This is a genomic window from Prevotella sp. tc2-28, from assembly GCF_900107705.1.
Taxonomy (GTDB): Bacteria; Bacteroidota; Bacteroidia; order Bacteroidales; family Bacteroidaceae; genus Prevotella.
This window is the reverse complement of record NZ_FNRE01000004.1, coordinates 130,800-150,335: the sequence shown is the minus strand read 5'-3', so window position 1 is coordinate 150,335 and position 19,536 is coordinate 130,800. Positions and strand designations below refer to the sequence as shown.

Sequence of the window (19,536 nt, the reverse complement as noted above, 5' to 3'; positions counted from 1 at the left end):
TTTTTATTATCTTACCGTGATATGGAAGCAACCTTGCTTCACTTCGTATTTCACATAGCATCGTCCTTCTTCACGTTTGTCACGCAACACTTCACTGAGCACCCACTTCAGTGTATCATCCCGCACGGGTTTGACAATTGGATGATAGCGGTTGTAACAAATATCGAAAGTGGTGCCAAAAAGATGACAAGAACGTTCCGTAGCATTCTGGTTGTGGCGTTGCAAACGTTGTACGTCTTCCATCGAACGTAAAACACTGGTCACTATTAACTGGTTCAAGGGAACGCCCTTCATATAAAGGCTGTCGTAGAACGACTGTCCAATGTCCTGTAGCAAAACAGCAGCACGGGGCACCAGGTAAGGAATTGAACTCTTCAGCTTATCCACATGGAAATACGGGTTGGCAGCCACATAGACCAGCTCCTTCATGCGTTTCTCTGCATTCTCTCTATTCTGTACCGGGCGTACTCCGTTTTTCTCAGCAGCCAGAATTTGTACATCCTGTCCATCGGGAAATGCGTTTTTGTAACTAGGCACACTCCAGATACGATGCGGTTTGAAACTCGCCTGCTGTTCAACTGCCTGAGGTACCTCTGATGCATCTCCGTCTGACAGCAGGTGTTTGCCCACAGCCAACAGGGCGACAACAACAAAGAAGCCAACGACATACTGGTGCTTAGATGGTATCTTGAATGTATTCTTCTTCATTTCCTTTTACACTTTTCGTACCATTCCAACAACATCCCGCGCGGAATGCCGCGCTTCACAGCATCATCCAACACCTTACGCACTTCCGTTCTACGTTCCAATACCAGCAGCAAGTCTACATGAGACACAACATATAGCGGGTTGCGTTCATCCAGTTGCTCAGCCTTCTGCCAATCGTAGAGCGCTGCCTCATCCTGCTTCATGTCACGTTCTACATTGGCTCGTGCGGCATAAGCCACAGCCGAGTCGGGATATAGTTGAATAGTCTGATTCAACTGATCCAGTGCATCCTGACGTTTCCCTGTATGCTGCAGGATGACAGCCAACGAGAGTCGACCTTCGAAATGACGAGGATAATACACCAGCAAGTCGTTGAGGTCATTACGTGCCAAGTCGAAACGACGCAGATGAGTGTTGGCATAGGCGCGATAGAACATGGCTGCTGCATTGCGAGGCTCTTTCTGCAGGACAAGATTATACTCGTCAATGGAATACTGCCACTGCTTCAGTTCCAGGTTGGCAGCCGCCTTACGCAAGTGCAAATCTGTCGACCATGGCTGGGTTGCAATGGCTTGGTTGAGCACCGTCAACGAATCGCGCCAACGCTGGCTGTCCTGTTGCTGGGACTGCACTTGTACAGAATGCAGTGACAAAATCGCAACAAGCAGCGCTATCAGGCCTTTACGATATAGTCTACTATCCATGCACCGACCTCCTTGGTACCATATTTTTCACCACCTTCAACCTGGATTTCCGGTGTGCGAACGTTGGCATCCAGTGATGCGTTGACAGCCTCACGAATCAGTTTGCCCTCGGTGGTCAGTCCGAAGTGCTCCAACAACATGGCAGCAGAGAGAATCTGTGCCAACGGGTTGGCGAGGTTCTGTCCCTTAGCCTGAGGCCATGAACCGTGAACAGGTTCGAACAACGGTGTGTGTTCACCCAGCGAAGAAGAAGGCTGCAGACCCATAGAACCGGTGATGCAAGAAGTCTCGTCAGTAAGAATGTCGCCAAAGGTATTCTCGGTCACTACCACATCGAAGAAGGTGGGCTCCGTCAGCACACGCATTGAGGCATTATCAATGAACATATAGTCGGTATTCACCTCGGGATACTGGGGCTCCATCTCCTTGGCAATCTGGCGCCACAAACGGCTTGAAGCCAGCACATTTGCCTTATCGACAACCGTCAGGTGCTTATTACGGGTCATCGCCATCTCAAAAGCTACCTTCAGAATGCGCTCTATCTCCGGACGCGTATAGATATCGGTGTCGTAAGCCTTGTCGTTGTCTTGGTATTTCTCTCCGAAATACATACCACCGGTCAACTCACGGATAACGACGAAGTCTGCGCCACGCAACAATTCGTCTTTCAGCGGCGACTTGTGTAACAGGCAGTCGAACGTAGCTACTGGACGCACGTTGGCAAAGAGACCTAACTTCTTGCGCATGGCTAACAGTCCCTGTTCTGGGCGCACCTTGGCCGTGGGGTTGTTGTCGTATTTCAAGTCTCCGACAGCAGCAAACAGTACGGCATCAGCATTCATGCACACCTGGTGGGTTGCCTCAGGATAAGGATCGCCTACCGCATCGATAGCAGTAGCGCCAACAAGGGCTTCCTCATATTCAAACTCGTGTCCAAACTTCTGGGCGATAGCGTCCATGACGGCTACGCCTTGTTTCATAATCTCCGGTCCGATACCATCGCCCGGCAGAACGGCAATTTTCAGTTTCATATTCCTTTTATTATTTATTATTCGTTATTTCGTTAATTCATTCTCCACGATGTTCAGCATCTTAAACGTCGCTTTAATAGCTGCTTCCGTCTGGTCAGCGTCCAATCCGCGGGTACGCAGGAAACCATCCTTGTAATGCCATGTAATGACAGTCTGCACCAAAGCGTCGGTACGTCCGCCCGGCGGGATGCTCACCTGATAATTGGCAAGGATGGGGAACGTACGGTCCAAGTATTTCTTGTAGATGTAGCGCAGCGCTTTCACGAAGGCGTCATATTGTCCGTCACCGGTCGATCCGGCCTCATACTGTTTGCCGTTAATCTCCACACGGATATTGGCACCAGGTTTCAGTCCATACGATGTGTTCACCACATAACTGATCAGTTTCACCTTATCGTCCGACCCATCATGCTTCAGCACATCGCTGACAATATACGGCAGGTCTTCCTGTGTCACAATCTCCTTCTTGTCACCGAGTTCGGTAATGCGCTGCGTCACACGGCGTGTCTGTTCTGGAGTCAGTTCAAGTCCCAGTTTCTCCAGATTCTTGGCAATGTTGGCTTTGCCTGAGTTCTTACCCAAAGCATATTCACGCTTGCGTCCGAAACGCTCAGGAATCAGTTCGTTATAATAGAGTTTGTCTTTCGAGTCTCCATCAGCATGCACACCAGCCACCTGCGTAAACACATTCTCACCAACGATAGGCTGGTTGGGAGCGACAGCAATGCCGCTGAAACTCTCCACCATGCGCGAGATGTCGTTCAACTGACTTTCCACAATGTTCGTCTTTGCGTGGAACTGGTCCTTCAAGATGGCTTGTACGGAGGCCAGTGGTGCATTGCCACAACGCTCCCCTAACCCATTCACGGTAACGTGTAGTCCTTTGGCACCGCTCAACACAGCAGCCAGTGAATTGCTGACAGCCAGATCGTAGTCGTTATGGGCATGGAAGTCAAAGTGTACTTCCGGATACCGTTTCATCATCTTGCGGAAATACTCAATGACCTGCAACGGATTCATAACACCCAGCGTGTCGGGCAACATGAAACGGGCTATTGGCTCTTGTGTATCAGCCGACAGTGCGTCCATTATCTGATACACATAGTCGGGCGAGTCCTTCATGCCGTTCGACCAGTCCTCCAGATACAGGTTAACCTTCATCCCCTTCTCATGAGCATAGGCTACCTCTTGACGGATGTCGGCAATATGCTCCTCGGGCGACTTATGCAACTGATGCGTACAGTGCTTTAGCGAGCCCTTTGCCAAGAGGTTGATGACTCGTCCACCGCACTCGCTGATCCAGTCAACAGACTTGCCGCCATCGACGAATCCCAATACCTCAACGCGTTCCAGACGCCCCACCTGTTCAGCAGCGCGGCAGATTTTCGTCACTGCCTCCTTCTCGCCTTCCGACACACGTGCCGAGGCGACTTCGATACGGTCTACATTGACGTCGTGCAACAGCTTGCGCGCCATCACGAGTTTCTCGTGGGGCAGGAAACTGACGCCGTTGGTCTGTTCACCGTCACGAAGCGTCGAGTCCATAATCTCGACGAAAGGAGCTATACGCTGATAGGCGTTTACTTGTTGTGCTGTTCCCACGCTTCTATTTTGTCTTTGTTCTCCACGAGGAAGTCGATATCGTCGAGTCCGTTCATCAGACAATGTTTCTTATATCCGTTGATTTCAAACTTCTCCTGTCTGCCCGTGGCTTTGTTGGTTACGATCTGGTTGGGCAGATCCACTTCCACTTCCATCTTTGGGTTCTGCTTGATACTGTCGAACAGCTCTGCCAGGAATTCCTCCGAAACCACTACAGGCAGCACGAAGTTGTTCAGTTCGTTGTTCTTGTGGATATCTGCGAAGAACGACGAGATGACCACGCGGAATCCATAGCCGGCAATAGCCCATGCGGCATGCTCACGACTAGAGCCATTGCCGAAGTTCTTGCCTGCAACGAGGATACATCCGCCGTAGGTCGGGTCGTTGAGCACAAAGTTCTTGTTCAGTGTGCCGTCGGCATTATATCGCCAGTCGCGAAACAGGTTGTCGCCAAAGAATTTCTCCTCGCGGGTAGTAGCTTTGAGAAAACGGGCAGGTATAATCTGGTCGGTGTCTACGTTCTCCAACTGGAGGGGTACACACGTTGATGTGATAACATTGAATTTCTGTTTCATAATAATGTTCTTGGGTCGGTTATTACTCCAGTGACAGCTGCAGCGGCAGCTACTAAGGGCGAACAGAGGATGGTTCGTGAACCGGGTCCCTGACGGCCTTCAAAGTTACGGTTCGAAGTGGATACGGCATACTTGCCGGCAGGTACCTTATCGTCGTTCATGGCCAAACAGGCCGAACAGCCTGGCTGACGAATCTCGAACCCGACAGCCTCCAGTACCTTATCCAATCCTTCCTCACGAATCTGACGGTCGACAGCCCACGAACCTGGCACGAGCCATGCCACCACGCTATCAGACTTCTTGCGACCTTTGACGATGCTGGCAAAAGCGCGGAAGTCCTCGATGCGCCCGTTGGTGCAGGCACCCAGGAATACGTAATCAATCTTCTTACCCAGCAGTTTCTCACCAGCCTTGAAGCCCATATAGTTCAGCGCCTTCTGGAATCCCTGCTCGGGCGACTTAGCCTCCTGGGCGGTCTGAGGAATTGCCTCGGTAATACCTATGCCCATGCCGGGGTTGGTGCCGTAGGTGATGCGGGGCTCTATATCTTTGGCATCGAAAGTCAGCTCCTTATCGAACACAGCATCATCGCCGCTCTTCAGTGTCTTCCAGTAAGCCACAGCCTTGTCCCACTCGTCACCCTTGGGTGCGAATTCCTTATCTTTCAGGTATTCGAAGGTCACCTCGTCGGGAGCCACGAAACCTCCGCGCGCACCCATTTCGATAGAGAGGTTGCAGAGCGTCAGTCGACCTTCCATCGTCAGGTTCTTCACCACGTCACCGCTGTACTCAACGAAATAGCCTGTAGCACCTGATGTCGTCAATTGAGCCATCAAATAGAGGGCAACGTCCTTGGCAGTAACGCCTGCCTGCAGCTTTCCGTTGATGTTGATGCGCATCGACTTTGGTTTCTGCTGCAGGATACATTGTGAAGCCATAACCATCTCTACTTCAGAGGTGCCGATACCGAAGGCTACGGCTCCCATTGCACCATGTGTCGATGTGTGCGAGTCACCGCAGACGATGGTCATACCGGGCAGTGACAGCCCCTTCTCCGGACCTACTACGTGGATAATACCGTTCGACTTGTCCATCATGCCGTAGTGTGTCAGTCCGAAATCCTTGGCGTTCTGTGCCAGCGTCGAAACTTGCTTGGCACTTACGGGGTCTTCAATCGGTTTATCCTGGTCGTGTGTCGGTGTGTTATGATCCGGCATGCAGTAGATATGGTCGGGACGGAAGCATTTCAGTCCGCGGGCACGCATGCCGTCGAAAGCCTGGGGTGAGGTGACCTCATGACAGTACAGTCTGTCGATATACAACTGGGTGGGACCGTCTTCTACGACTTGCACCACGTGCTTGTCCCATATTTTGTCAAATAACGTATTCATCGGGAGGGTCTTTTATCTCTTAAACTTGTTAATACAGTCGATATATGCCTCAACGGAAGCGGTCACAATGTCAGTGTTGGCACCGAAACCGTAGTAGATGCTGCCGTCGTACTCCACCTGCATGTGTACCTTACCCACATCGTCCGAGCCTTTCGAGATGGCTTGGATGGTGAATTCCTTCAGCGTCATCTGCTTCATGATAATCTTCTTCAGGGCCTTGATGGCGGCGTCAACAGGACCGTTACCCGAAGCTGCAGCCTCGAACTTCTGTCCTGAGATGTCCAGACCGATGGAAGCGACACTCTTCACGCCCTTGCCGGTGGTCACCTGCAGGAAGTCGAGCTTCACAGCATGTGCCTCGGCTGTGTCGGCACCAGCCAACATCAGCACGTCGGCGTCGTTCACTTCCTTCTTCTGGTCAGCCAACTGCAGGAACTTCTCGTATATCTTGTCCAGCTTCTGCTCGTCCACTTCCACACCGTTCACACTCAGGCGATGCTTCAGTGCGGCACGTCCGCTACGGGCAGTCAGTACGATACTGTTGTCGTCGATGCCCACATCCTTTGGATTCATAATCTCGTAGGTCTGCACGTTCTTCAGCACACCGTCCTGGTGGATGCCGCTGGAGTGTGCAAAGGCATTACGACCCACAATAGCCTTGTTAGGCTGAACGGGCATGTTCATCAGACTCGACACCATACGACTCGTCGGATAAATCTTCGTCGTGTTGATATTCGTGTCGATGCCTAGTCCCTTATGACATTTCAGTATCATGGCTATCTCCTCTAACGAGGTGTTGCCGGCACGCTCACCAATACCATTGATGGTCACCTCCACCTGTCGGGCACCGCCCATCACACCGTTAAACGTGTTAGCTGTTGCCATGCCCAGGTCGTTGTGGCAGTGGGTGGATATGATGGCCTTGTCGATGTTCGACACGTGCTCCTTCAGATACTTGATTTTCTCGAAGTACTCCTGAGGCAGACAGTAGCCCGTCGTATCGGGAATGTTCACCACCGTAGCTCCGGCAGCAATCACAGCTTCTACCACGCGGGCCAGGTACTCGTTCTCCGTGCGGCCGGCGTCCTCGCAGTAGAACTCCACGTCCTCCACGAATTTCTTGGCATACTTCACGGCAGCCACGCCGCGCTCGATAATCTCCTCGCGGTTTGAGTTGAATTTATACTTGATGTGCGAGTCGCTCGTACCAATACCCGTGTGGATGCGCTTTCGCTTGGCATATTGCAGCGCATCGGCAGCCACGTCGATATCCTTCTGCACGGCTCGTGTCAGCGCACAAATGGTAGGCCATGTCACAGCCTTAGATATTTCTATCACCGAGTTGAAATCACCTGGCGACGAGATGGGGAATCCTGCCTCAATCACGTCAACGCCCAACTGTTCCAGCGCCTTGGCAACCTGGATTTTCTCTACCGTGTTCAACTGGCATCCTGGTACCTGTTCGCCGTCGCGAAGCGTCGTGTCGAAAATAAACAATCTGTCACTCATAATAATCTCTATTTTTGTGTTACTTGATTCTTAATATTGCAAACGAGCCTTTCACACCCGGAAGTGAGAAAGGCTCATATCATTTATAGCTCTACCTATATTATTATATGCATACCTTATCACTTCCGGCCACGCCACGCAGTCGAATAATAATCAGGTTGCTAATCAGGTTAAGCTGTTTCATTTTCTTCTCCATTTTCTTAATTCGACTGCAAAATTACATATTTTTGCCGAAACACACAAACAATTCGCCACTTTTTTACGCAAAACAGTATCAATTTATTAATTTCTACCCACCTCCCACTTAATCTTGTGAAAGTTGTTTTTTCACTTTATATCACAGTATGGTTTCTTACTTCAACTCGTGCCAGGCCAGTGTTGCTACTTTCGGAGTAATCGGATTTTCTTTCGGAGTAATCAGATTTTCTTTCGGAGTAATCTCTATTTCCTTACAAACTCGCTGGGAGTAATTCCCGTGATGCGCTTAAAAAGGCGGGTGAAATGATGGGGAAAGTCAAAACCCAACAGGCGGGAGGTCTCGCTGATATTGTGTCCCTGCATCAGCAGACTCTTTGCCTGGTTGATGACATAGTTGTGGATGTAGCCAATAGCTGTGCCGCCCGTGGCTTTGTGGACTATGTCACCAAAATAACGGGGCGAATAAGCTAATTGGGAAGCGCACCAGGTGACGGTTGGCAAGCCTTGCGACAGTTGGTGGTTCTCGCGGAAATAGGTTTGCAGCAGGTTGTGAAAGCGCTTCAGCAGGTCGGTTTCTCCCCTATCCTCTTCCGACAATTGACGCTGGTAGATGCGGTTGCAGTATTCCAGTATCAGTCGCAGATAAGCCAGCAGCACTTTTCTTAAGGACGGCGAATCCTCGTGTGTCTGCAATTCTTGTCGCATCTGAGTCACCAACTGCGTGATGCAGAGCCATTCGTCGGGCTCCATGCGCAGCGAACCATCGAAGAAATACGAAAAGAACTGATAGTGGCCAATCTGGCGTTCCAGCTCGGAGCCGTGCAACAGTTCGGGCGACCACAATAGCACCCAGCCACACAACGAGATGCGCTCGCCGTTATCTTCCAAACCTCCTATCTGTCCGGGTTCCACAGCAATGATGGAGCCATCACTCACCTGCAATTTCCTCATGCCATAAGAAAGGTTGAAGGGGAACTGTCGCTGAATGAACAACCCATACACGCCATAGTTGTTCAGACTATGACGGAAGGGCGCCAACTCGTCATAATGGATAATACTGATCAATGGGTGCAATACGGGTGCATCCACAAAACGGGCGTAGTCGTTAGGAGTTTCAACCTTTAAAATATTCCGCATATCGGTGGCAAAGATTCATATTAAATTGATTGTCTTTTGCAATTCTTCCAAGAATCGGGCGGCGTGTGAGCCGTCCATCTGGGCGTGATGGAACTGGAAAGAGATGGGAAGCGTCGTCTTCAGCCATCCCCTGTGGTATCGACCCCATGCCAGGAAGGGATTCGTGTAGATGCCGCTGTACTGGTTGACAATGCTGTCAAGTTCCGTGACAATCACTGCCGACGTACCGACTGACACGGCTTCATCGCCTAATATGTCCTGACAGGTCTGCCTGACGGTCTCTGTCAGATGCAGGTAATTGGCATTAAACGCTTCCAGATCAGCGCAGACAGCAACGTCGCAGAAACTGAGTCCACCCTTTATATTATCCACTATCACATTGATGGCCATACAGTCATATTTGTACACCTTCCCATACTGGGGCAACATGTAAAACTCTTCTATCCCTGATGCAGCCTTGCCGATGCACCAGCAGAGCAGCATGTTGAATTTCAGCCCGCGTCGCCGACTAACCTTACAAAGTCGCGTCACGTCGAAAGTCTTGGTAACCGTCACCATCGGCATAGGCGATTTCATCCACAGCTCGAAGGCGATAGCCCGATTTGTCTCTTTGGGATTGATTTCTTGTTTCATTATTTATCTGTTTTCGACTGCAAAGTTACGAATTGTTGCGGAATACTCCAAATTTCTGGAACATTCCGTATGTTTTTGCGACAAACGGCACGCAATCTCACAGATAATTACCATCTGCGCCTGTGGAAAATACCGCTTCCCTCCCTGTTACTACGTGTCTCTTTCCCTGTTAGAACATTACTCAATCACGAAACTACGTGGATAGAAATCACTGTAGAAACGGCCGTCAGTTGCGGTGAACTTCAAGACGCAGTAGTTTGGGTCGGTTACACCACCGGGATAGTACTGCTCGTCCCCATTGTGCCAGATCATCTCTTTCGAGGCGGCATCCGTCAGTACCTCCATCGTGCCCCGCAGCATCATGCCCTTGAAGCCTTTGGCATCGCAGAAATAGATGCTTGCCTTGGGATTAGCCTTGTAATGAGCCACACGTATTGAGAATGTGTTGGTTGTAAAGTAGAAGGTTTTGATACCCTCACACTTGCGTGGTTTCAACATGGCTTTGGTCCATGGAAAACCTTCTTGGTCTACTGATGAGATGTAAGCGATGGGCAGTTTGTCTGCCATCTGTGCAATGAGTTCTTTAACACCTGCCAAAGCGGGGTTGACATTCATGACTTCATCGTTACTAACATCCAACGTTTGGCGCCAACGCTTCAATTGGGGGAAATACGTTTTCATCATGCCAATATATTCCTCTTTGGTGATGGTTTTTTCCAACCCTTCATTAACGGCATTCACAAATTGAGCACAATGCTCAATCATCTCTTCCATCGTACATTCCTGCAAGAATTTTCCATCCTTATAGCAGTACATGCAGTAATCTTCATTCTTACTGCCGTCGGCATTCGTGCCGAGAACATCTTCGGTTAGCGGCATGCCGCAACTCTGACATAATTTCTTATCCATCATATCTTTATTTGTTAAGTTCTAATCTTAATACTCTAATTGGTCTGTTCTCACCTTGGTACTGATGAGCGATTTGATGTCAGTCGTTTGTCAGATATGGTCTAACATCAACTGTAGCGCCTCCGTACAAACGGATATTCATTGTTCTTTCTTTGGTTTTGCCCAGAACACCTCTGAGTCAGTAGTGGTGTCGCACTTCCAGTTGTTGTTGACGAAACCAACGGGTATGAGCCTGACGTCATCTGCAGGGTCGTTGTTGCGATAGAGGCTCTCAGGATTAAAGCGGTTCAGCTTCTTGCAAACGAAGTAGTACAGGTTCTTTGCCATGTAGGTCTCCAAATAGTATTCCTTTGTCTGTTGCGACTCGTGGTTCCAGTTAGCAGTCTCGCAGAGCACCAAGGGTTGGTCGTTGATGAGCCGCTCTCGCACCTCGGCGATGCTGAGCATCGTGCCGTTCTCGTCTGTCACCCAGGCATCCATCGTGGGGTCGATGTAAAGCCATTTCTGCAACTGCTCCGACCACACGGTGTTAATCACATGGCACTCATAGTCGAGCGAATCGGCTGGCATGCAGGTCACATAGCGGGCCGGGATGCCCATCGACAGGTACATCTCGCAGAGCGATATGGCCAGCTGGCGACAGTTCACGCCCTTACCGGTAGTCTTGTAATAGTTATAAAGGTCGATGGCATCCAACTCTGCAAACGCCTGGTTACCTCCGTCGTGGCGGATGTTGTCGTGGGCAAAGTGCAGCAGATTGATAATCTTCGAGAGTTCGTCGCCCTGCCCGACTACAGAGTCAAGCTTGAAATAGTCGCGAACCATGCGTAGGTTCTTCGACTCTTTAGGTTGATAACGGAACAGAATGTCTTGCTGGGCCTTAGCGTATGGAGCCGATTTTTTCAGCACACTGAGGGGATGACGGTCGTTCACCTGAGCCAGCAGCGCCTGATATTTCTTGTCCTTGCGCAGCGAGCGGAGGTCATTGTCGTTCACTATATTATTGTAATCCTTGTAGCCCAGCAGGACTGACTTCTCCAGTGCCGCAAGCGCCTTCGTCTTCTGCCCCACCAGTGCATAGCAGCACGCATAGTCGTAGTACAGCAGTCCCTTCTGCTCCTTGATGGCAGCCTCGGGGATGGGCGATATCTTGAAAATCGTGGTGGTGTCGAGCATTGCGATACAACTTGCCAGCGGAGCCATCGCCTCCTTGTGCTTTCCACTATGCATCAGCTCACGATATTGTGTCTGATACTTGCTAAACTCATTCTGGAACTCCATCATTCGCTGACTCTGAGCCTTCATGCTCGTTACACTCATAAAAGCAATGGCCAATACTGCCAATAATCTCATTGTTTTCATATCTTCCGAATATTTTTATTATTTCGACGTTGCAAAGGTATGAATAGTTGCAGTGTATTCCAAATTTGTGGGATAAACGGCATGGAAATGTGACGAATGTCAGTTTTATTTCGTAACTTTGCCGCCGTATGAACAAAAGTCACAAAGAAACCATCAGCATCCGATTCATCAGTACCGCTTTCATCATACTGGCGATTGCGATCTTCAAGCCCTTCGGACTTGATGCAGAACGATGGCAGACCTTTCTGCATCTGCTGGGCCTTTTTGTGTTAGGCTTGTTCAGCTGTTTTATCACAGAGGTCATTCTGCGACACATTGTACGTATGCCTCGCTCCTACGATCGCGGCATCAACTATATCATTAGTCGCAATTTGCGCTTTCAGTTCATCAACACACTTTTGGTGGCACTATTAATCTGTCTGTATCGCCACTTTGTAATGAGCAGTCTGGTTGAGAGCAATCGGCTCTCGCTGAGCAACTATATAGAGACGCTGGCAATCATTGCTTTTCTATCCTTTGCCATCGGCCTATACTGGCGTTTTAAGTTCCGAAACAAGTATCTGGCGATGGAACTGGAAGAGCTGAGACAGCTGAACAAAGAGTTGAAGGAAATGCAGGAACCCCGCCTCCAGGAGCTTACCCTCACTGGCTCGACCAACGAATCGGTGACGCTCCAGATTTCCCACCTACTATATATTGAGGCCGTGGGCAACTATGTCAAGGTTAATCATCTGCACGACGGGCAAGTGCGTTCTGATATGCTTCGCACCACGATGAAACAGATGGAGGAAACGCTACAGGACTATCCGATGATTGTTCGCTGCCATCGCGCCTTCCTGGTCAACCTTGGTCAGGTCGAGCAAATCGTCTCACATTCCGGCTCCACCCAGTTGCTTATCAGACAATGCCACGAATCCCTCCCTGTCTCGCGTAGTAACATGGCTCAAGTCAAGGCTGCTATTGCTTCTACAAGATGCGGAAAATAGTCTAATAATGGTATATTTTTTTTCTTTTTAAAGCACTCTCTGCGAAATTGGTATATTGTCAGCCAATTTGTGTAATACCTATATAAAATAATGTGCGTACCTTTGCACCCAGAAACTTTAAAACGATAAAAAACATGTTAGGCAATTTTACATTCCACAATCCTACGAAGTTGCACTTCGGTGAGGATTCTTTAAGCAAACTGAGTGAAGAACTGAAGAACTATGGCAAGAAAATTATGCTCTGCTATGGCGGCGGCAGCATCAAGCGCAACGGCATCTACGACCAGGTGATGGCTGAGTTGCAGAAAGCCGGATGCGACGTCATTGAGATTGCAGGTGTGATGCCTAATCCTACTATAGAAAAGGTGTTGGAGGGTGCTCACATGGCGCGCAAGGAGAATGTGGATTTCATCCTTGGTGTAGGTGGTGGCTCTACCGTTGACTATTGTAAGGCCGTAGCCGGAAGTGCTTGGTACGATGGTGATCCTTGGGAGTACTACTTCAAAAACTGGCAGCCTATGACTTGCCGTTGGATTCCTGTGGGTTGTGTGCTGACAATGGCTGGCACTGGCTCTGAGATGGACAGTTGTTCGGTGATCTCCAGCCATACGGAGAACCGCAAACTTTTCTATAACTTCCGCAACCCCGACTTCTCCATCCTCAATCCTCGTTTCACCTTTACTGTTCCCAAGTATCAGATGGTGGCAGGCATCTATGATATTATGAGTCACATCCTGGAGCAATATCTCTCTGGTACTGACGACAACACCAGCGACTACATTGCCGAAGGTCTGATGCGCTCACTCATCGTCAGTTCACGCAAGGCGATTGTCAACCCCGAGGACTACGAGGCTCGTTCAAACATCATGTGGACTGCCACTTGGGCACTCAACACCCTCATCGACCGTGCCAAGGCTACCGACTGGATGGTGCACATGCTGGGACAGGCAGTGGCTGCATTTACTGATGCCACTCATGGTCATACACTCGCAGCCGTCAGCGGAGCCTATTACCGTCTGCTCATCAGCAAGTCGCCCGATGCCGTGCAGAAGTTCAAGCGTCTGGCAATGAATGTATGGAACGTTTCTGCTGATGGTAAAACTGACGAACAGGTTGCGATGGAAGGTCTGGAGACAATGGAACAGTGGATGCGCGAACTGGGTCTTGCAATGAATATCACCGACTGTGGTGCCAAGCCAGAACTGATTGAAGGAATGGCCGATGCTTGTCCTATCTGCCAGGGTGGTTACTACATCCTAAATCGTGACGAAGTAGTCAAGGTACTCAAAGACAGTCTTTAAAATTGAAAACCAAAGCATTATTGCTGGGTCTTATGATAGCAGCAAACGGATTCGCTCAGGGCGTGATTGATGTGCACAGCCACATCATCACTCCTGAGTTTGTGTCGGCTCTGGAAACAGAGGGACGTGTGATGGACGAGGGATTCCCCTTGCCAAAGTACAATGTGGAGAATCATCTGAAATGGATGGACGAGGCTGGTGTCGAGACATCGGTGTTGACATTGGCGGCTCCACAACCTTCGTCTGCAGAGGTGGTGAGACAGACCAATGAGGCTGCCGCTCGCATCAAGAAGGAGCACCCAGGACGATTCCTGTTCTGTGCTGCCCTACCGCTGCCCGATGTCTCGAAAGCCATTGAGGAGGTGAAGTATGCGCTCGACGTACTGAAGGCTGACGGCATTAAGTTGGCAACGAATGTTGGCGGACAGTATCTTGGTGCACCCGAACTTGACACGCTTTTCTCTGTGTTGAATGAGCGTAAGGCCGTGGTGATTCTGCATCCCCATTGCCCAGAACCCGTAAATAAGCAGGTGATGCAACAGACACCACTCGCTATGCAGGAATATCTCTCGGAAACCACCCGTGCCGTGTCGAACATGATTTCACGCAATGTGTTGGCTCGCTATAATCATATAAAGGTGGTGGTGCCCCATTGCGGTGCCTATCTGCCGTTGGCTATCCCACGCATGAAGTCGTTGACGCCTGTGATGCAGACAAACAAGATGGTGGGCGAGATTGACTATGAAGCCAACCTCCGCACCCTCTATTACGACCTTGCTGGTGCACACTCACCTGAGGTAATCCGCATGTTGCTCACCATCACCACGCCCGACCACCTGCTCTACGGTTCCGACTATCCATACGTCGCTCCGCAGGTGTTCACGCAGAGTCTGGCGAGGATGAAGGACTATCTATCGAAAGAGCCAGACCTCGCACCGTTCAAGGAGATGATTCTATGGAAGAATGCCCAAAGCCTCACCCAATCACTATCTACTCCCCTCCATCACAGGGAGGGGCAAGGGGGAGGGTCTCCTCTTGTCCGCATTGCTGAGATTGAGGTCTATCCACAGTATTTGCAGGAATACTTAGCTTTTGCCAACGAGGTAGATCGCCTGAGTATAGAGCGCGAGCCTGGTGTCGTCTGCCTGTTCCCCATGCAGAGTGCCGAAGACTCTACAAAGATTCGCATTCTTGAAATCTACGCCTCTGATGAAACTTATCAGCAACATCTGAAGACAGAGCACTTCCAGAAGTACAAGCAGGGCACGCTTCACATGGTGAAAGACCTGAAACTGCCCACCATGAAGCCACTCGACCCCGAGACCATGAAACTGATATTCAAAAAACAGAGATAGTATGATGTCACTGCTGAGCTGGACACCCTCGGACGATATGTCAGGCTGCCAGCTCCGGCCTTAGATTAACTATTCTTTTTGTAGCTCTGTACGGCCCAACAGCCCATCAGCGTACCGATGCCCGCAAGGGCTAAGACCTGGTGGGCTGTTTCGTGCAGTCCGCCACCACGGATAAAGACGGTGCGGATGGCTTCGATAAAGTAGTGCATGGGGTTGATATAGGTGGTCAGATACGCCCACTGGGGCATAGAGCGCGTGGGGGTGAACAGTCCCGAGAGCAGCATGATGTTCACCACAAAGAACCACATCACGAACATCGCCTGCTGCATGGTGTCGGAATAGTTGGACACGATGAGTCCGAATGACGAGAAGAACAGCGCCAGCAGCATGGCAAGCACATAGATGAGCCACACTGGGCCAGCAGGTGTAATGCCATAGACAATCCACGCTAACAGCAGGCACACGGTAATGATAAATAGCGCGATAAGCCAGTAAGGGATGAGTTTCGCGAGGATGAACGACCACTTAGAGACAGGTGTAACGTTGATCTGTTCGATGGTACCAGCCTCCTTCTCACCAACGATATTGAGTGTGGGCAGGAAGCCCGTCATCAGCATCATCACAATGGCAAACAGAGCGGGAATCATGAAGAGTTTGTAGTCCTGACCTTTGTTATAGAGAAGAAGAGACCCACCCCCAACCCTCCCTGTGAGGGAGGGAGCAGATATCTTTTGCCCTTGAGAATTGCTACTCCCCTCCATTACAGGGAGGGGCTGGGGGGTGGGTCTTATTATCTGACTCAGATAGGCACTACCCATCGCTCCCTTGGTACCATTGACGGCATTGGCAGCAATGAGATACTTGCCGTCGCGTATCTCAAGAATAACGTCTGCCTTACCCTTCTCTATGTCTTTCATCGCCTCGGCATAGGTGGCTTTTTGTCCACCAAAGATGAAATAGTTGGAAGCAGCAACCTGCTGTACCAAGCGCTGCGACTCCATGGTATGGTCTATGTCAACCACATCTACCACGACATTCTTAACTTCCATCTGCATTACCCATGGCATCACACACATGATGACGATGGGGAATATGACGATGAGCCTTGGCAGAAACGCATTACGGCGTATCTGCAGGAACTCTTTTTGTATGAGATATTTTATCATAGTTAAGAATTAAGAGTTAAGAGTTAATATCACTCCAGGCGCTGCTTGAACTTCTTCAGGGCGATGGCGAGCAGCACTACCGTCATAATTGCCAGCACAATCACCTCGCGAGCCACTTCACCTATACCCACGCCCATAATCATCAGCTTGCGCATAGCCTCGATATAATAGCGAGGCGGCACGATGGCCGATATCCATTGCAGGATAGTTGGCATCGACTCTACAGGGAACAACATACCCGACAGCATCACCACAGGCATGAGCAGTACCATAGCCGAGAGCAGCAGGGCTACAAGTTGCGTTTGTGCTATGTTAGAGATGAGTAGCCCTAACGAAAGTGCCAACAGAATATAGAGAGTACTCACGGCTAATATCCAGAACAGCGAACCTGCTAAGGGCACTCCCAGCACGAAACGCGCCATCAGCAAGATGGTGATGAGGATGCCAAAGGCCAGCACCAGATAGGGCACTGCCTTAGCCATGATAACCATCAAGGGTTTAACGGGCGATACTAACAGCACCTCCATTGTACCTTTCTCCTTTTCGCGGACAATCGATATTGAGGTCATCATAGCACAAATGAGCATCAATAGCATACCCATGATAGCTGGCACGAAGTTGTAGGCGGAGCGCATCTGGGGATTGTAGAGGAGCCTCACCCCCAGCCCCTCTCCAAAGGGCGAGGGGAGTGAATAGTGTTTGCCGTCAACTGGCTGAGACAGTATGCTTTGGGCGTATGTGGTCCATTGCTGAGCCATATTGGGGTCGCTACCGTCAACCATGATTTGCCACTGAAGGTTACTACTCCCCTCGCCAATCGGAGAGGGGCTGGGGGTGAGGCTCATATCGGCCTTCTGACTACGGATGAGCAGTTCGGCTTCCTGTGGTGTGTTCACCGTCTGCGTGATAATAAAATATTCCGATTGTGCCAATCGTTCTACAGCCTGCTGCGTGCGAGGCGACATTTCAGAGGTGACCACCACCGTGCGCACATTCTTCACATCAGTGCTGATGGCAAAGCCGAAGAGCAGCATCATCACCACAGGCATGCCGAAGAGTATCAGCATCGTACGCTTGTCGCGCAGGATGTGCTTGGTTTCCTTGATTACAAATGCTATAAACTGTTTCATTTCATTGAACATTGACCATTGAACATTGACCATTAGTCTGACGACCTCGTGGCCTGGCGGGCCAGATAGGTAAATACGTGGTCCATATCAGGCTGGTGGAGACGCTGTTTCAGTTCATCGGGTGTGCCGAGAGCGCTGATTTTGCCGTCCACCATGATAGAGATACGGTCACAATATTCCGCCTCGTCCATATAGTGTGTGGTTACAAAAACGGTGATGCCACGACGGGCAGCGTCATAGATAAGTTCCCAGAACTGACGACGTGTGGCAGGATCGACACCACCCGTGGGTTCGTCGAGGAACACCACACCTGGGTCGTGGAATATCGAGACAGAGAAGGCCAGCTTCTGCTTCCAACCTAATGGTAAAGAACCCACCAAATCGTTTGCATGGTCAGTAAAGTTAAGACGGCGCAGCAATTCTTCACTCTTCACTCTTATCTCTTCACTTTTCATGCCATAGATACCTGCAAAGAGACGGATATTCTCGGCAACAGTCAGGTCTTCATAAAGCGAGAAGCGCTGCGACATATAGCCTATGTGCTTCTTGATTTGTTCATATTCCGTACGAATGTCGAAACCTACCACCCTACCCGTTCCACTGGTGGGTTGATTCAGACCTGTCAGCATGTGCATCGCTGTCGTCTTGCCAGCACCATTAGCACCCAAGAATCCGAATATCTCGCCTTTCTTAACGCTGAACGAGATGTCGTCAACGGCATGGAACGAGCCAAAGGCTTTTACCAAGTGTTCCACCTCGATGACATTTTCCAACTCTTCACTCTTCACTCTTCGCTCGGCTTCGCCGCTTTGCTCTGCAAAGAACTCTTCACTTTTATCGATGCCTGGGGGATTGAAGATACTGGCAAACTGGGTGAGGATATCATCAGGAGTGCCTATGCCGCGCACCTTTCCCTGGTCCAGAAAAGCTACGCGTTCGCAGCAGCGTACTTCATCGAGATACGGCGTTGAGGCAACAATGGTGATACCACTTTCCTTCAGCGACAGCAACATCTCCCACAACTCCTTACGACTCACGGGATCAACACCTGTAGTAGGCTCGTCGAGGAAGAGGACACTGGGCTGATGAACCAGGGCACATGAGAGCGCCAGTTTCTGTTTCATACCTCCTGAGAGAGCACCAGCCTTACGGTCTTTGAAACGCTCTATTTGCGAATAGATAGCCTTGATGCAGTCGTAGCCTTCATCAACGGTGGTGCCAAAAAGGGTGGCAAAGAATTTCAGGTTTTCCTCGATGGTGAGGTCCTGATAGAGCGAGAATTTGCCAGGCATATAGCCCACCCTGCTACGCACATCGTGCATCTGCTTCACCACATCAAAGCCATCTACCGTTGCACTACCCTTATCAGGCAGCAACAGCGAACAGAGGATGCGAAACATCGACGTCTTACCTGCACCATCAGGGCCAATAAGTCCGAAGACCTCGCCCTTGCCGACAGAGAACGACACATCGCTGAGTGCCTGCACCTGTCCGTATGACTTCGACACATTATTAACTACTATTGCATCCATTATTATCAACTAAAGTTTCACTTCGCCATACATACCAATCTTTACGAAGCCATCATTCTTGATAGCCACCTTAACGGCATATACCAGGTCGGCACATCTGCTTCACCACATCAAAGCCATCTACCGTTGCACTACCCTTATCAGGCAGCAACAGCGAACAGAGGATGCGAAACATCGACGTCTTACCTGCACCATCAGGGCCAATAAGTCCGAAGACCTCGCCCTTGCCGACAGAGAACGACACATCGCTGAGTGCCTGCACCTGTCCGTATGACTTCGACACATTATTAACTACTATTGCATCCAT

At 50.1% G+C, this 19,536-nt stretch carries 17 protein-coding genes and 2 pseudogenes; 3 read left to right on the top strand and 16 right to left on the bottom strand.

Annotation, left to right across the window (positions count from 1 at the left end; genetic code table 11):
• Positions 1-6: 6 nt before the first annotated feature.
• From BLU47_RS05115 to BLU47_RS05065, 12 genes and pseudogenes are all read right to left on the bottom strand, one after another.
• Complete coding sequence (locus BLU47_RS05115; protein WP_091959338.1) at positions 7-708, bottom strand: DUF5715 family protein; 702 nt, start codon at positions 706-708, stop codon at positions 7-9.
• Positions 705-1,412 (bottom strand): tetratricopeptide repeat protein, encoded by a 708-nt coding sequence (locus BLU47_RS05110; protein ID WP_143025469.1) that lies wholly within the window; start codon positions 1,410-1,412, stop codon positions 705-707. The genes BLU47_RS05115 and BLU47_RS05110 overlap by 4 nt, the downstream gene beginning before the upstream one ends.
• Positions 1,382-2,443, bottom strand: coding sequence for a 3-isopropylmalate dehydrogenase (leuB, locus tag BLU47_RS05105; RefSeq protein WP_091959332.1), 1,062 nt, complete (start codon positions 2,441-2,443; stop codon positions 1,382-1,384). The genes BLU47_RS05110 and leuB overlap by 31 nt, the downstream gene beginning before the upstream one ends.
• A 24-nt stretch (positions 2,444-2,467) precedes the next feature.
• Positions 2,468-3,988, bottom strand: coding sequence for an alpha-isopropylmalate synthase regulatory domain-containing protein (locus BLU47_RS05100; RefSeq protein WP_176780474.1), 1,521 nt, complete (start codon positions 3,986-3,988; stop codon positions 2,468-2,470).
• Positions 3,989-4,023: 35 nt separating this feature from the next.
• Positions 4,024-4,620 (bottom strand): 3-isopropylmalate dehydratase small subunit, encoded by a 597-nt coding sequence (gene leuD, locus BLU47_RS05095; protein WP_091959327.1) that lies wholly within the window; start codon positions 4,618-4,620, stop codon positions 4,024-4,026.
• Positions 4,617-6,011 carry a 3-isopropylmalate dehydratase large subunit gene (leuC, locus tag BLU47_RS05090; RefSeq protein WP_091959325.1) on the bottom strand — a complete coding sequence of 465 codons (1,395 nt, stop codon included), beginning with the start codon at positions 6,009-6,011 and terminating at the stop codon, positions 4,617-4,619. The genes leuD and leuC overlap by 4 nt, the downstream gene beginning before the upstream one ends.
• Positions 6,012-6,023: 12 nt before the next feature.
• Positions 6,024-7,520: a 2-isopropylmalate synthase gene (locus tag BLU47_RS05085; RefSeq protein WP_091959323.1), complete on the bottom strand. Its 1,497-nt coding sequence runs from the start codon at positions 7,518-7,520 to the stop codon at positions 6,024-6,026.
• A 441-nt stretch (positions 7,521-7,961) separates the two neighbouring features.
• The gene (locus tag BLU47_RS05080) at positions 7,962-8,855 is read right to left on the bottom strand and encodes a helix-turn-helix transcriptional regulator (RefSeq protein WP_091959322.1); all 894 of its coding nucleotides are present in this window, start codon (positions 8,853-8,855) and stop codon (positions 7,962-7,964) included.
• Positions 8,856-8,870: 15 nt separating this feature from the next.
• A complete protein-coding gene (locus tag BLU47_RS05075; RefSeq protein ID WP_091959319.1) occupies positions 8,871-9,488 on the bottom strand; it encodes a CatA-like O-acetyltransferase, family 2 in 618 nt (205 codons plus the stop codon).
• A 177-nt stretch (positions 9,489-9,665) separates the two neighbouring features.
• The gene (locus tag BLU47_RS15125; RefSeq protein WP_369796968.1) at positions 9,666-10,103 is read right to left on the bottom strand and encodes a pyridoxamine 5'-phosphate oxidase family protein; all 438 of its coding nucleotides are present in this window, start codon (positions 10,101-10,103) and stop codon (positions 9,666-9,668) included.
• Positions 10,104-10,145: 42 nt separating this feature from the next.
• A pseudogene (locus BLU47_RS15120) lies at positions 10,146-10,397 on the bottom strand (zinc ribbon domain-containing protein); the annotation flags it as partial.
• Positions 10,398-10,535: 138 nt separating this feature from the next.
• A complete protein-coding gene (locus BLU47_RS05065; protein WP_091959314.1) occupies positions 10,536-11,759 on the bottom strand; it encodes a transglutaminase-like domain-containing protein in 1,224 nt (407 codons plus the stop codon).
• A 128-nt stretch (positions 11,760-11,887) separates the two neighbouring features.
• On the opposite strand from BLU47_RS05065, the gene BLU47_RS05060 reads away from it, so the two are divergent.
• The 3 genes from BLU47_RS05060 to BLU47_RS05050 all read left to right on the top strand — a co-directional run bounded on the left by BLU47_RS05060 (position 11,888) and on the right by BLU47_RS05050 (position 15,401).
• Positions 11,888-12,745 (top strand): LytR/AlgR family response regulator transcription factor, encoded by an 858-nt coding sequence (locus BLU47_RS05060; protein WP_091959311.1) that lies wholly within the window; start codon positions 11,888-11,890, stop codon positions 12,743-12,745.
• A 134-nt stretch (positions 12,746-12,879) separates the two neighbouring features.
• Positions 12,880-14,046, top strand: coding sequence for an iron-containing alcohol dehydrogenase (locus tag BLU47_RS05055; RefSeq protein WP_091959308.1), 1,167 nt, complete (start codon positions 12,880-12,882; stop codon positions 14,044-14,046).
• 32 nt (positions 14,047-14,078) lie between these two features.
• The gene (locus BLU47_RS05050; RefSeq protein WP_255402094.1) at positions 14,079-15,401 is read left to right on the top strand and encodes an amidohydrolase family protein; all 1,323 of its coding nucleotides are present in this window, start codon (positions 14,079-14,081) and stop codon (positions 15,399-15,401) included.
• Positions 15,402-15,466: 65 nt separating this feature from the next.
• Here BLU47_RS05050 and BLU47_RS05045 read toward each other — a convergent pair whose 3' ends face one another.
• From BLU47_RS05045 to BLU47_RS05030, 4 genes and pseudogenes are all read right to left on the bottom strand, one after another.
• On the bottom strand, positions 15,467-16,567 hold the full coding sequence (locus tag BLU47_RS05045; RefSeq protein ID WP_091959305.1) for an ABC transporter permease: 1,101 nt from the start codon (positions 16,565-16,567) through the stop codon (positions 15,467-15,469).
• A 29-nt stretch (positions 16,568-16,596) separates the two neighbouring features.
• Positions 16,597-17,697, bottom strand: coding sequence for an ABC transporter permease (locus tag BLU47_RS05040; protein ID WP_091959638.1), 1,101 nt, complete (start codon positions 17,695-17,697; stop codon positions 16,597-16,599).
• 32 nt (positions 17,698-17,729) lie between these two features.
• Complete coding sequence (locus tag BLU47_RS05035) at positions 17,730-19,229, bottom strand: ATP-binding cassette domain-containing protein (protein WP_091959302.1); 1,500 nt, start codon at positions 19,227-19,229, stop codon at positions 17,730-17,732.
• Between the two features lie 99 nt (positions 19,230-19,328).
• Positions 19,329-19,536 (bottom strand): annotated as a pseudogene (locus tag BLU47_RS05030) (ATP-binding cassette domain-containing protein); the annotation flags it as partial.